Genomic DNA, 13,153 nt, shown 5'->3' with positions numbered 1-13,153 from the left:
ATTGCAAAATGCGAATATTCCGATAATGAAAACAAGAATTTCGCATTTTGCAAATCAAGCGCCCAATAGAAATCAATAACCGCGCTGCAAGCCGCATAAACTGGTTCTGAAAAGTTGGCACGACTTTTTCATATAGAATCGTACAACCCGATTTATCCCGTGCTCTCTTCAGTATTTGCTGAAGAATTGGTCAACCACCCAGGTTGACCATTTTTTTTAGCTACGATCCGGCGCTGCGGGCTGAAAATGGCGTTGCAGACACTCTCGCAGCCGCATCAGACTTATCGGTTTGGCCAGAAAGTCATCCATCCCCTGGGCCAGGCAACGAGCCCTGTCTTCCGCCATGGCGTTGGCTGTCAGCGCCACGATGGGCACGCTACAACCCAGTTCTCGCAGACGCCGGGTCGCCTCCAGTCCATCCATCTGCGGCATCCGCATGTCCATCAGGATGAGATCAGGCCGTTGCTCCGCCACCTGGGCCAGCGCCTCCAGCCCGTTGGCCGCGACTCTGACCCGGCTCACCAGCTTTTGCAGCATGAGCGATACCACCAGCTGATTGACCGGACTGTCTTCCACCACCAGCACATCCAGATCCTGAATGGGCTGCTGATCCGGCTCGGGCCGGCTGCTGCATTCGCATGGCAGCGCCATGCCCGGCAAATCGAACCAGAAGCAGCTCCCCTCACCGGGGGCACTGCGCAGCTGAATGCTGCCGCCCATCAACTCCACCAGCCGCTTGCTGATAGCCAGCCCCAGCCCGGTGCCCGAGAAGCGACGGGTGGCCGAACTGTCGACCTGAGAGAAGGGTTCAAACAGCAGCGCCTGATCCTCGGCCGAGATACCGATCCCGCTGTCGGTCACCGAGACCCTCAACTGCTGTTCATGCCAGCTCAGTTGCAGCAATACGCTGCCCTGACTGGTGAATTTCACCGCGTTGCCGAGCAGATTGCTGATCACCTGGGAGAGGCGCACCGGATCCCCCTGCAGCTGGGCTGGTACGGCGTCGTCTACCCGCCAACGCAGGTCGATGCCCTTGCTGCCCGCCTGGGCCAGCAGCGGCTCGATGAGGGACTGGCAGAGCTGGGCCGGCTGCAGCGTCTCGCAGTGAAACTCCAGGGTATGGGATTCAATCTTCGAGAAATCGAGCACGTCGTCGATGATGGTTTGCAGCAGGCGAGCGGCATGGGTGGCATGGCCCAGCAGCGTCTGTTGCTGGGGTTCAAGCTGGGCGTGTTGCAGCAGGTCCAGCATGCCCAGCACCGCGTTCATGGGAGAGCGGATCTCGTGGGTCATCATGGCCAGGAACTGCGACTTGGCGCGGTTGGCCGCTTCCGCTTCGTCCCGCGCCCTGGCCAGCTCCTGCTCACGGCGGATCTGGTTGCCCACGTCCCGCGCCGTGCCGCGATAACCGATGAAGACGCCGGCCGCATCGAAACAGGGCTCGGCGTTGATCTCCATCCAGCGTGGCCCCTTTGCCAGGCTGACCTGGGCCCGCACCGCCCGCACCGGCAGGTGCAGACCGATGAGCCGGCGATACTTGCCCCATTCGGGGTCGCGCCTGTCATGGGCGTAATCGTAGAGGCTCTGGCCGGGTTGATGCACCAGCATGTCTCCCTGCTGACCGGGGGCGGATACATAGCTCAGCCTGTGCTCGGTATCCGTCTCCCAGAACCAGTCGGACGCCATGCCGGCAAAGCTGCGAAAACGCTGTTCGCCCGCTTGCAGGGCCAGCGTTTTCAGCTCGACCTGTTCCTGCAGACGGGCTCGATAGGCGATGTTGACCAGCGCCTGGGAGATGAGCGGGCGACAGCGCTGCATGGCAGCCTTGCTCTTGAGATCGAAGGTCCCCATCACGGCGTGACGGCAGATGAGCACGCCGGAAAAACCGGGAGCGCGCAAGCCCGTCATCATGACGCTGGCCCAGCCCGCCACATCGGCCAGCGGCGCCAGTTCCGGCAACTGGGTCGGATCATAGATGACCAGGGTCTCTCCCTCGATGGCACGAGAGAACAGCGGGGTCAGCTGCCAGCTGCGCCCCACTTCACCATCCTGGGTGCTGAGGTGGGTGATGCCGCCCTCTCCCTCCCAGGCCACCACATCCGCATGTTCGAAGCCGATGAAGGGCTTGAGCACCTGAATGAGGCTGTCCAGCACCTGTTCCAGCGTCTGGGCATCGGCCAGCGTCGCCACCCCGCACAACAGGGTTTGCGACTCCTGGCGGTATTTGGCCTCGCGTTCCCGGCAACGCACCAGCTCCACCAGGGTGGTCTGCAGCTTGTCGCCGAGGGCTTCCAGTTCCGTGTTACCAATCATCTTGTTTCCAGCGCAATGTCAGCTGTCGAGGAAGATCACGCTCGAGACCATCAGGTTGCCGTGCGCCAGCTCACCATGGGGCAGGCGGCCCTGCTCGCCGAAGGTGAACGGGGTGATGAAGGGGATGTCCCCCAGCCGGGTATGAAATTGATCGACAAATTGGCATAAGCTATCACCAAGAGCCAAGCGACAACCAGCACAAAAAATCACAAGGGCGCCAAACGGCTGCATCTCGGTGGCCATGCCGTACTCGGGTTCGATGCGGGTTGCATTCAGACTGCGTTGCAGCAAGCCCTCCTGACTGCTGTACATCAGCAGCAACCGCTCCCCGACCTGAGTATCGGTAAAGAGGCGCAATCCGCCACCTTCTGTCACGGCTTCCGGGTGGGAGAGCTTGTAATAGGGCATATCATCCAGGGTACCAACCTGTCTCGCCAGCGGCGACAGGGTGGTCTCCCGCAAGATGGGACCGACCGGCCAGGGGGTTGTCCGTCCGCTCCAGCGAGCATAGACCTCGGCCGCCGGCTCATGATCGATGGTGAGGATCTCCCGCCCCGACAGGGCCGTGATGGTGCCGCGATATTCGGTGGGGACATAGCCGGAGTGAAACTGGAACGCCAGCTGGCAATCGGGATAGAGCACGGCCAGCGCGACGCCCTCGCGGGTACTGCCCTCATCCCAGCACAGCTGCCAGTCACCGCTGACACTGTTGTCGGCGGCGGAGCCCCCGACGACCGGGACCGTCGTGCCCAGCTCGGCCTCGATGCTCTCCAGCATCGCCTCCTCCTGGCCCGGGCTGGCATGCAGCAAGATGAGTTGTGGCAGCTCGCCGGGGCGCCCCCCGTCGGCGATGGCACTGCGCAGCAGCTGGCGCACATCCACCGCATCCCCCGCCTGGCCCGCCACGCCGTAGGCCCCCTTGTCATCGTAGATGGCCGCCACTGCCAGACCGATCCCCTGGCGGGCATGATGGCCGGTCTGGGTCATGACCCCGCCACAGGAGCTGCAACCTATCATCCGAGACGACGGGAACTGCTGTTTGAAGTGATGGCGCAGTTCCTCGGCATCGTGAGCCTGAGTAAAATAGACCAGTAACAGCGAAGGGGAATGAGGTGATTGAGCGAGCAGCCGCTCACTGACCTGCCGGGCAGCCAGCAGGGAGGTCTCTTCAAGAGAGTGAGCCGTCAGGAAGTTCAACACCATCTCCTAGTTGTTCATGATGCTGGGGGTAAGCAAAAATCATACCTTAATCAAACAATTATCCCGTCTTATCGATTAGAATCACATTCAATTGAGCCCAACCACAGGAAAACGGCATGTGGCAGAAGAACATCAATGATTTTGACCGGGTCGTCGCCATCGGTGGCGGCCACGGCATGGGCCGTGTGCTCTCTTCACTCTCATTTCTGGGATCGCGCCTGACCGGCATCGTCACCACCACCGATGATGGCGGCTCTACCGGACGACTGCGCAAGAGCCAGGAGTGTATCGCCTGGGGGGATCTGCGCAACTGCCTTAATCAACTGGTGACCGATCCCAGTATCGGCAGCCTGCTGTTCGAATATCGGTTCGCCGGTCGCGGCGAACTGGCGGGCCACAACCTCGGCAATCTGATGCTGCTGGCGCTCGACAACCTCTGCGTGCGCCCTCTTGATGCTATCAAGCTCATCAGCGACATGCTGAAAATAGAGTCACAATTGTTACCCATGTCTGAATTTCCCACCGACCTGTGCGCTCACACGGTCTGTGGCAACCAGATCCTGGGGGAAGTCTCCATCGATCAGCTCGACACCCCGCCGCTCTCTCTCAGCCTGAGCCCGGAGGTACCGGCCACCCGCGAGGCGGTGCAGGCATTGGCACAGGCCGACATGATCATCCTCGGCCCCGGCAGCTTTCTGACCTCCATCATGCCGCCCCTGCTGCTGGCTGAGGTGGCCCAGGCCATCAACGAGAGCGATGCCATGCTGGTGTTCATCTGCAATCTGGTCCCCGAAAACGGCCCTGCCAGCCAGCTCAGCCTGCACAATCAATGGCGCTGGCTGGAATCACGGGTCGGAGCGGGTCGGGTCGATGCCATTCTGGCCCCGGCGGGGGAATACCCGGCAGAACTGGCTGGCCGATTGATCCTGGCCGAGCTGGGTGAGGCCGCCCTCCCCCATCGGCACGATCGCCTGAAATTGAAGCTGGCACTGGACAGGGTTATCCAGCAACTGGTCAATCAACGCTAGCGGACGGGTAGAGGATGGCAAGTCCGGCGCCGATGCGCCGGCTGCAGGGACTCAGTGATAGTTGGCGAGGTGGGAAAGCACCTGGGGCAGGGATTGCTCCAGCTCGGCCAGCAGACGGGCGACTTGCTCGCCATCTTCATGTTTGCAGGCTTGTTCCAGCGCCACCACCTGCTGGTAACTGAGCTGGGCGCCATAGCTGCCACAGGAGGACTTCATGCTGTGGGCAAGCCGTGCTAATGCGGGCCAGTCCTGCTGTTCATAGAGCGGGCGCAGCTGGGCAAGCTGTTCCCCCACCTCTTCGATGAAGACCGAGATCACCACCGGCATCATCTCCTGGCCGATATCTTCCGCCAGCTGTCGCAACACCTTCTGATCCAGCCACTCCATTCCGTCATCCTCCTGATGGTATTCAAACAGACCATACTATAGATGCCCGGCACGACTCAGTCACGTCTCATCGCCGTCAGAAAATCGAACTCAAACGGGACGTGAATCAGAAAAACGTGATCAGGATCGCCTAACCAGACAATAGATGGCCGAGTTGCAACATAAATGTTGCCATGAAATTAACAATTAAATAACAATGGCGGCCGTGAGAATGATGCGACTCAGCAACACCTCTCTCATCCCTTTTGCCTGTATGGCTGCTGCGAAGAACCAGGGTAGGATTCTACCCTGGTATTTTTTTATCTCTGGATCAGTTGATTATCACAGCTGATTGGCACCCACCCGCTCACCCAGTCGAAACAGACTGAACTCGCCTGGCGCCATTTTTACCCAGTCTTCATTACCGGTCAGCGGCCGGGTCGCAATCAGGGTTACCACATCGTCCGGTGTCGTCTCGCTCTGAAAGTCGATGGCGACATCTTCATCCAGCAGACGGGCCTCCCCGAACGGGGCTCGCCGAGTCAGCCAGTAGAGGTTGTTGCTGCAGTAGGTCATCACGAACTCCCCATCCGACAGCAACATGTTGAATACCCCCAGGCTGCGCAGCTCGTCGCACAGGGTCGCTAGGTAGCGAAACATGGCGGGAAAGTTGGCAGGGCGTCGGGGATATTTCTGTTCCAGCCGATCGAGCAGCCAGCAGAAGGCGTGCTCGCTGTCGGTGTCGCCCACCGGTCGATGGCGGCCGGTGGCCAACCCTTTGTAACCCGTCAACTGGCCATTGTGGGCAAAGGTCCAGTAACGGCCCCACAGCTCGCGGGTAAAGGGGTGGGTATTCTCCAGCGAGACGCAGCCGCGGTTAGCCTGCCGAATATGGCTGACCACGGCGCGGCTCTTGATAGGCAGCGCCTGCACCAGCCTGGCAATCGGCGACTGGGCACTGGGCTCGGGATCCTTGAAGGTACGAAAGCCTTTCCCTTCGTAAAAAGTGATGCCCCAGCCATCCTTGTGAGGCCCGGTCTTGCCGCCGCGCAGCATCAGGCCGGTGAAGCTGAAGCAGATATCGGTCGGCACATTGGCACTCATGCCGAGCAGTTCGCACATAGGCTGCGGGCTCCTTGCTTACTTGACCATCTCATTTTGCCAATCGGCCGGCTCAGCCTGCGCTGACACCGGCCGCTTGCGCAAGATCCCGCCGGGACACGGCCAGACAAGGCACGACTATCCCGGCTCGAGATCCCTGCCTTACTTGGCCATCTCTTTTTCGACCAGCTGGATCAGGATGTGGATCACCTTGATGTGCACTTCCTGAATGCGGTCGGCGTAACCAAAGTGCGGCACCCGGATCTCGACATCGGCCAGACCGGCCATCTTGCCGCCGTCCTTGCCGGTCAGCGCAATCACCTTCATGCCTTTGGCGTGGGCAGCTTCGATGGCTTTCAGGATATTGCCGGAGTTGCCGCTGGTGGAGATGCCGAGCAGCACGTCACCGCGACGGCCGACCGCTTCCACGTAGCGGGAGAAGACGTAGTCATAGCCAAAGTCGTTGGACACACAGGAGAGGTGGCTGGGATCGGAGATGGCGATACCGGCATAACCGGGGCGGTTCTCGCGATAACGGCCGGTCAGCTCTTCGGCAAAGTGCATGGCGTCGCAGTGGGAGCCACCGTTGCCACAGGAGAGTACCTTGCCTTCCTGCTTGAAGGAGTCAGCGAGCAGCTTGGCGGCCGCTTCGATGTCCTTGAGATTTTGCTCATCTGCCAGGAACGCCTGGAGCACGCTGGCAGCTTCGGTCAATTCATTGCGGATCAGTTCTTGGTACATGATGTCTCTTCCAAAATATGGGCCGCGCCATTGTCGCACAAGCCAATCCCGGAGTCGCCCCCTGCCCGTCAAGCGCCCCTCTGCAGGACGTTATGCCGATCACAGAGCCAAGGTAACGAGCTTGTAAACAGCTTGATAAGTTTGTGCGTATGAATTACAACAGGGACCATATCCAACAGGTCAGACCTCTGGATCAGTTCAACCATATTCACCCAACTTCGGCAACTCATGCAAGGAGCGAAAAATGACGACGACCCTCACTCTGCTCGGAGTGATCCTGGTGATCGGCGCCATGGCTTATCGCCGGGCGTCTCTGTTCACCTCCACGCTTGCCACGGCGGCAGCCCTGATTGTCGGCACCCTCTATGGCCACGTCCCCCTGCTGGTCTGGGCGCTGTTTGCCGTGATCGCCATCCCCCTCAACCTGGTGGATTTTCGTCGCAACCAGCTGACCAAACCGCTGTTCAAACTCTACAAATCCATCATGCCGGAGATGTCCCGCACCGAAAAAGAGGCCATTGAAGCGGGCACCACCTGGTGGGAAGCAGACCTGTTTGCCGGCAACCCGAACTGGAAAAAGCTGCACGCCATTCCGGTCAGCACGCTGTCTGCCGAAGAGCAGGCGTTTATGGACGGCCCGGTTGAAGAAGTGTGCCGCATGGTCAACGACTGGGAAGTGACCCACGAGCGAGCCGACCTCTCTCCCGAAGTGTGGCAATACCTGAAGGACCACAAGTTCTTCGCCATGATCATCAAGAAGAAATACGGCGGGCTGGAATTCTCCGCCTATGCCCAATCCTGCGTGCTGCAAAAGCTGTGCGGCGCCAGCGCAGTGCTGGCCTCCACCGTCGGCGTGCCCAACTCGCTGGGCCCGGGTGAGCTGCTGCAACACTATGGCACCGACGAGCAGAAGGATTACTACCTGCCCCGTCTGGCGGTCGGCAAGGAGATCCCCTGCTTCGCCCTGACCAGTCCGGAAGCGGGTTCAGACGCCGGCTCCATCCCCGACTTCGGCATCATCGCCAAGGGGGAATGGGAAGGAGAAGAGGTGCTCGGCATGCGCCTCACCTGGAACAAGCGCTACATCACTCTCGCCCCGATTGCCACCGTTCTGGGTCTGGCCTTCAAACTGCGCGACCCGGATCACCTGCTGGGTGACGAAGAAGAGCTTGGCATCACCTGCGCCCTCATTCCGACCCACATCAAGGGGGTCGACATCGGCCGCCGCCATTTCCCGCTCAACGTGCCGTTCCAGAACGGCCCGACCCGCGGCAAGGACGTGTTCGTCCCGCTCGACTTCATCATTGGCGGCCCGGCCATGGCCGGTCAGGGCTGGCGCATGCTGGTGGAATGCCTCTCGGTCGGACGCGGTATCACCCTGCCCTCCAACAGCACCGGCGGTGTCAAGATGCTGGCCTTAGCGACCGGCGCCTACAGCCGGATCCGTCGCCAGTTCAAGCTGCCCATCGGCAAGATGGAAGGGATTGAAGAGCCGCTGGCCCGTCTCGGTGGCAACGCCTACATCATGGGGGCCGCCGCCAACCTGACCGTGACCGGCATCGACCTGGGCGAGAAACCCTCGGTCATCTCCGCCATCGTCAAATACCACCTCACCGACCGCGCCCAGAAGTGCATCATCGATGCCATGGACATCCACGGCGGCAAGGCCATCTGCATGGGCCCCAACAACTATCTGGCCCGCGGCTATCAAGGTGCCCCCATCGCCGTCACGGTCGAAGGGGCCAACATCCTGACCCGCAGCATGATCATCTACGGTCAGGGCGCCATCCGCTGCCACCCGTACGTGCTGCCGGAGATGCTGGCCGCCAGCCATCCGGATCAAGAACAGGCCCTCAAGGACTTCGACAAGGCGATGTTCAGCCACGTCGGCTTTGCCATCAGCAATCTGGTGCGCAGCTTCTGGTTAGGGTTAACCGGTGCTCGCTTCGCCGCCGCGCCGTTCAAGGATCAGACCAAGGGCTACTACCAGCAGCTCTCCCGCCTCTCTGCCAACCTGGCCTTCCTGTCAGACATGGCGATGGGCACCCTGGGGGGCGAGCTCAAGCGCAAGGAGCGGGTCTCCGCCCGTCTCGGCGACGTACTGAGCCAGCTCTATCTGGCCTCCAGTGCCCTCAAGCGCTATCAGGATGAGGGTCGTCAGCACGCCGACCTACCGCTGCTGCACTGGGCACTGCAAGATGCCCTGTTCAAGGCGCAGGAAGCCATCGACGAATTGCTGCGCAACTTCCCGAATCGCTGGATTGGCTTGGCTCTGCGCGTCATCGTGCTGCCGCTGGGTCGCGACCTGAAGCGCCCGAGCGACAAGCTGGACAGCCAGGTCGCCCGCCTGCTGCAAACTCCGAGTGAAACCCGCAGCCGTCTGGCCCAGGGGCAGTATCTCACCCGCGAAGAGGGCAACCCCTTCGGCCTGCTGGAGCAGGCACTGGACGACGTGCTCTCTGCCGAGCCGCTGTTTGAGAAAGTATGCAAGGCTGACGGTATCAAGCGTCCGTTTATGCAACTGGACAAGGTGGCAGAGATCGGCCTGGCGCAGGGAGTACTCAACCAGACCGAAGCGGACCTGCTGCGCCGCGCCGAAGAGAGCCGCTTGCGCACCATCAACGTCGATGATTTTGATCCTATCGACCTGGTGGCCAACAAGGCGCTGTTCGAGCCATCGGCCTATCACAGAGCCGCCTGACAGACACATTGATAGTCAAACGCCTCCTAAGTGGAGGCGTTTTTTATGGGGCTACAACAGGATGACGACAAAGAGATTTCACAGATCAAATTTTATTTCTCAATAAGTTTCCTATCCTTAGTGAAGCAGTTAATGTAAGCACAGGATCCCAAACAGGATTGCATGATGGATGACCAAATCCTGATTATTGACGATGACGATCTGCCCCTTCTCGATGACCAGCAGGCAGGATGGAAGGTGATGATTGTGGACGATGAACCCGAGGTTCATCGCATCACCAAGATCACCCTGAGCAAGTTTGAATTCGATAATAGACCCATTGAATTTTTGCATGCTTATTCAGCCGCCCAGGCCAGGGAGTTGCTCGCCAAGACCCCGGACGTAGCACTGTTGCTGCTGGACGTGGTCATGGAGGTCGATCACGCCGGCCTCGATGTGGTCAAATTCGTGCGCGAGGATCTGCAAAACAAGATGGTGCGCATCGTGCTGCGTACCGGCCAACCCGGTCAGGCCCCGGAAGATGACGTGGTCACCAACTACGACATCAACGACTACAAGGACAAGACCGAGCTCACCTCCCAGAAGCTGCGCACCCTGCTGCGGGCCAGCCTGCGTTCATACCGCGACATCCGCACGCTGGAGAGCAATCGCCAGGGGCTGGAAAAAGTCATCGAGGCCTCCAAGGGGATCTTCGAGAAACGGGCGCTGCGCCAGTTTGTTGAAGGGGCTCAGGAACAGCTCGGGGCCCTGCTCAGTCTGGAAGAGTCGCAAATCTACGACGTGAAGCAGTTCGCCTACGAAGTGCGGGATCAAATTCTGGAGCCCCTGCTGCCGGGTCACCCGTCACTGCGACTGGCGGATGCACCCTCTATTCTGCGCCAGGCCATGGCCAATCGTGCCAACGTCTATGATGGCAACCAGATGGTGCTCTACTGCCAGAACCCCCGTCATCACCTGCTGTTTCATATCGAGACCACTCGTCAGCTCAGCCAGATGGACATGGGGCTGCTCAGCCTGTTTACCGAAAACATCATAGTGGCGCTGGAGAACATCCGGCTCAACGAGGTCATCGCCGACAACCAGCGCGAGATCATCTATCGGATCGGCGAGCTGGTGGAGACCCGCTCCAAGGAGTCCGGCCTGCACGTGAAACAGGTCGCCCTCTACACCGAACTGTTCTGCCAGTTGCTTGGCATGAGCGAGGAGCAGAGCGAGCTCATCAAACGCGCCTCCCCGCTGCACGACATCGGCAAGGTGGGCATCCCGGATGCCATCCTTCACAAACCGGGCAAGCTGACCCCCGAGGAGTGGGAGATCATGAAGACCCACGCCCAACTGGGGCAGGACATACTTTCCGGCAGCGATCTGGCGCTGTTCCAGATTGGCGCCACCATCGCCGGCAACCACCATGAAAAGTGGAATGGCAGCGGCTATCCCCGTGGCCTCAAGGGTGATGCCATTCCGTTGGAAGGGCGGGTGGTGGCGCTGGCCGACGTGTTTGATGCGCTCGGCTCGGATCGCTGCTACAAGAAGGCCTGGCCGCTGGACAAGGTGCTGGCGCTGATCCAGGAGGAGAAAGGTCAGCACTTCGATCCTCAGTTGGTAGAACTGATGCTGGCCAACCTCGACAAATTCCTCGAGATCCGTGATCAACACAAGGACATCTACGTCGGGGAACATTGATGTTGAAGATTAATACTCACTACCAAGTCCTAAAATAGGGGGCACATTCTCGGATAACCTCTAGTGGCTCAGCGCCTCCGATGCACTGCATCGGAGGCGCCATATTGCAGTGCCTTATGCGAGCGAACCCAGTTATAAATATCCCCTATCTCATGCGTTAGGCTCAACTAGCCCTACATCAGAAACTTACCTTTCAATGTACCACTCACTCATTCCCCTAACACATTTTCAAAACTGGATAAACCAATACAAAAAAGGCAGCCCATGGGCTGCCTTTTGCATTTGCGGGATGGCGGCTTACTGCAGTTCGGGCAGCAGCAACTTGGCGATTTCGAAGTAGATGATAAGACCGGTACCATCCACCAGGGTGGCGATGAAGGGGGCGGATACCACGGCCGGGTCGATGCGGAAGCGACGCAACACCATGGGGATCACAGAAGCAACGGTGGCGCTCCACAGCACGATGGCGATGATGGTCAGGGTGACGACCATGCCGATCTGGGGACCAACCCCCAGGCTCCAGGCCCGTACCCAGGCGGCCAGCGCGATGGCGGCCGAGATGAGCAGACCGGTGGAGATCTCCTTTTTCAGCACGGTGCCGAGGTTGCGCAGACTCACCTCCCCGACCGCCATGGCTCGCACTATGGTGGTAGTGATCTGGGTACCACTGTTGCCGCCAGTGCCGATCAGGAGCGGAATGAAGAAGGCCAGCGCGATGGCCGCTTCCAGCTGCTCTTCAAACGCCCGCAACACGGTACCGGTATAGGCTTCGGCCACGAACAGGATCAGCAGCCAGCCCACCCGCTTGCGCCACAGTTGCCAGGGGGTCGCCTGCAGATAGGGAGTGTCGAGCGGCGAGGAACCACCCTGCATCTCCGCATCCTCGGTGGATTCGAGCTCCAGGATGTCGGCGGCATCGTCCACGTGGAAGATACCCACCAGCTTGCCCTGATCCTCGACCGGCAGGGTCGAGATATCGCGGTCGATCAGCAGGCGGGCTGCCAGTTCCTGATCCGCCCGGGCGTTGATGCGCACCGTCTCCCGGTCCATCAACTCGCTCACCGGCAGTTGCGGGTCGGCAATCAGCAGGGATTTGAGCGAGATGCTGCCAAGCAGGCGGTGGTCGTTGTTGACCACATAGAGGTTCTGGAACAGCTGGGCGTTGTCCCAGGCATCGTGGATCAGCTGCTTGGCACTGCCCACCGTCTCCTGATCGCTGATGGCCAGGAATTCGTGGCGCATGTTGGCGCCCACCGATTCGGTCGGCCAGTCGAGCAGGGAGTAGAAGGTGGACTGTACCTGCTCCGGGAAGCGGGCAAGCAGCATGGTGCGATCACTGCTGCCCAGCCGGCGCAGAATGGCCAGCATGTCGCGGCGGGGCATGGCCCCCTGCAACACGCTGACGATGCTGGCATGCAGCCGCATCAGCAGACGCCCGGCACAGTCAGCCGACAGCGAACTGAGCAGCGCCGCACCCTCGGCAGTGGGCAGGGTATCGAAGATGCAGTTGAGCTCTTCCGGACGCAGGGTCAGCAGCTGATCGGCACGCTGAACCGGATCCAGGTTGTGCTCTAGCCAGCCCTGCAGGGCAGCCAGATCGAGCAGTTGATGACGATTGAGTAAAGTCTGTGTTTTCTTCATCACAAATGACCTCATGTGATTTCAGGCAAGCCTGAGCGCGAACGGTGATCCGTCGCCGTCTGAAAGAAAACAGCAATTTGATTGACGAGTAATAGGCAGGAAATGACGCCGTCCGGCGTGTCATCATCCCCACGTACCAGCTTTAGCACTGCATAACGTATCCGGCATGCCGGAAGCCACTTGGGTTTACACCTTAATCCGATGAAAACTGTCCTGATCTTGGGCGTCTCTGGACGTCGTGAGATCAGTGGCCTGTGTTTATACAGGAGCCTCGCCTAACGAGATGCTGCAAATATGCGCACAACCCTCTGTTGTGCGGGCTGCATGATTATCGAATGCTCAATAGGAGTCAACCCGTCGCAATGCGCTAAATAGCCTG

General features: G+C 59.9%; 9 protein-coding genes and 1 riboswitch. Of the genes, 3 read left to right on the top strand and 6 right to left on the bottom strand.

Features of this window, described 5'->3' with window-relative positions:
- Positions 1-216: 216 nt before the first annotated feature.
- Both C2U40_RS06595 and C2U40_RS06590 read right to left on the bottom strand, forming a co-directional pair.
- Positions 217-2,313, bottom strand: coding sequence for an ATP-binding protein (locus C2U40_RS06595; RefSeq protein WP_181014813.1), 2,097 nt, complete (start codon positions 2,311-2,313; stop codon positions 217-219).
- Between the two features lie 18 nt (positions 2,314-2,331).
- On the bottom strand, positions 2,332-3,516 hold the full coding sequence (locus tag C2U40_RS06590) for an FIST signal transduction protein (protein WP_029303435.1): 1,185 nt from the start codon (positions 3,514-3,516) through the stop codon (positions 2,332-2,334).
- 113 nt (positions 3,517-3,629) lie between these two features.
- On the opposite strand from C2U40_RS06590, the gene C2U40_RS06585 reads away from it, so the two are divergent.
- The gene (locus C2U40_RS06585; protein WP_103827929.1) at positions 3,630-4,541 is read left to right on the top strand and encodes a gluconeogenesis factor YvcK family protein; all 912 of its coding nucleotides are present in this window, start codon (positions 3,630-3,632) and stop codon (positions 4,539-4,541) included.
- 51 nt (positions 4,542-4,592) lie between these two features.
- Here C2U40_RS06585 and C2U40_RS06580 read toward each other — a convergent pair whose 3' ends face one another.
- The 3 genes from C2U40_RS06580 to lpcA all read right to left on the bottom strand — a co-directional run bounded on the left by C2U40_RS06580 (position 4,593) and on the right by lpcA (position 6,749).
- The gene (locus C2U40_RS06580) at positions 4,593-4,928 is read right to left on the bottom strand and encodes an Hpt domain-containing protein (protein WP_017410426.1); all 336 of its coding nucleotides are present in this window, start codon (positions 4,926-4,928) and stop codon (positions 4,593-4,595) included.
- A 321-nt stretch (positions 4,929-5,249) separates the two neighbouring features.
- Entirely contained in the window at positions 5,250-6,029 is a 780-nt protein-coding gene (locus tag C2U40_RS06575) for a class II glutamine amidotransferase (protein WP_060388970.1), read from the bottom strand.
- Between the two features lie 141 nt (positions 6,030-6,170).
- Complete coding sequence (gene lpcA, locus C2U40_RS06570) at positions 6,171-6,749, bottom strand: D-sedoheptulose 7-phosphate isomerase (protein ID WP_011705469.1); 579 nt, start codon at positions 6,747-6,749, stop codon at positions 6,171-6,173.
- Positions 6,750-6,993: 244 nt separating this feature from the next.
- Here lpcA and fadE point away from each other — a divergent pair, with 244 nt between their 5' ends.
- Both fadE and C2U40_RS06560 read left to right on the top strand, forming a co-directional pair.
- Positions 6,994-9,450: an acyl-CoA dehydrogenase FadE gene (gene fadE / locus C2U40_RS06565; RefSeq protein WP_103827928.1), complete on the top strand. Its 2,457-nt coding sequence runs from the start codon at positions 6,994-6,996 to the stop codon at positions 9,448-9,450.
- A gap of 165 nt (positions 9,451-9,615) precedes the next feature.
- The gene (locus tag C2U40_RS06560; protein ID WP_103827927.1) at positions 9,616-11,133 is read left to right on the top strand and encodes an HD domain-containing phosphohydrolase; all 1,518 of its coding nucleotides are present in this window, start codon (positions 9,616-9,618) and stop codon (positions 11,131-11,133) included.
- Positions 11,134-11,430: 297 nt separating this feature from the next.
- On the opposite strand, the gene mgtE is transcribed toward C2U40_RS06560, so the two are convergent.
- A complete protein-coding gene (gene mgtE / locus C2U40_RS06555; RefSeq protein WP_103827926.1) occupies positions 11,431-12,774 on the bottom strand; it encodes a magnesium transporter in 1,344 nt (447 codons plus the stop codon).
- A gap of 120 nt (positions 12,775-12,894) precedes the next feature.
- Positions 12,895-13,064, bottom strand: a riboswitch (M-box (ykoK) riboswitch).
- Positions 13,065-13,153 lie beyond the last annotated feature (89 nt).

It is taken from the genome of Aeromonas sp. ASNIH4, assembly GCF_002934425.1.
GTDB lineage: Bacteria > Pseudomonadota > Gammaproteobacteria > Enterobacterales > Aeromonadaceae > Aeromonas > Aeromonas hydrophila.
The sequence above is the reverse complement of the archived record's forward strand: the minus strand, read 5'-3'. Positions and strand labels throughout refer to the sequence as shown.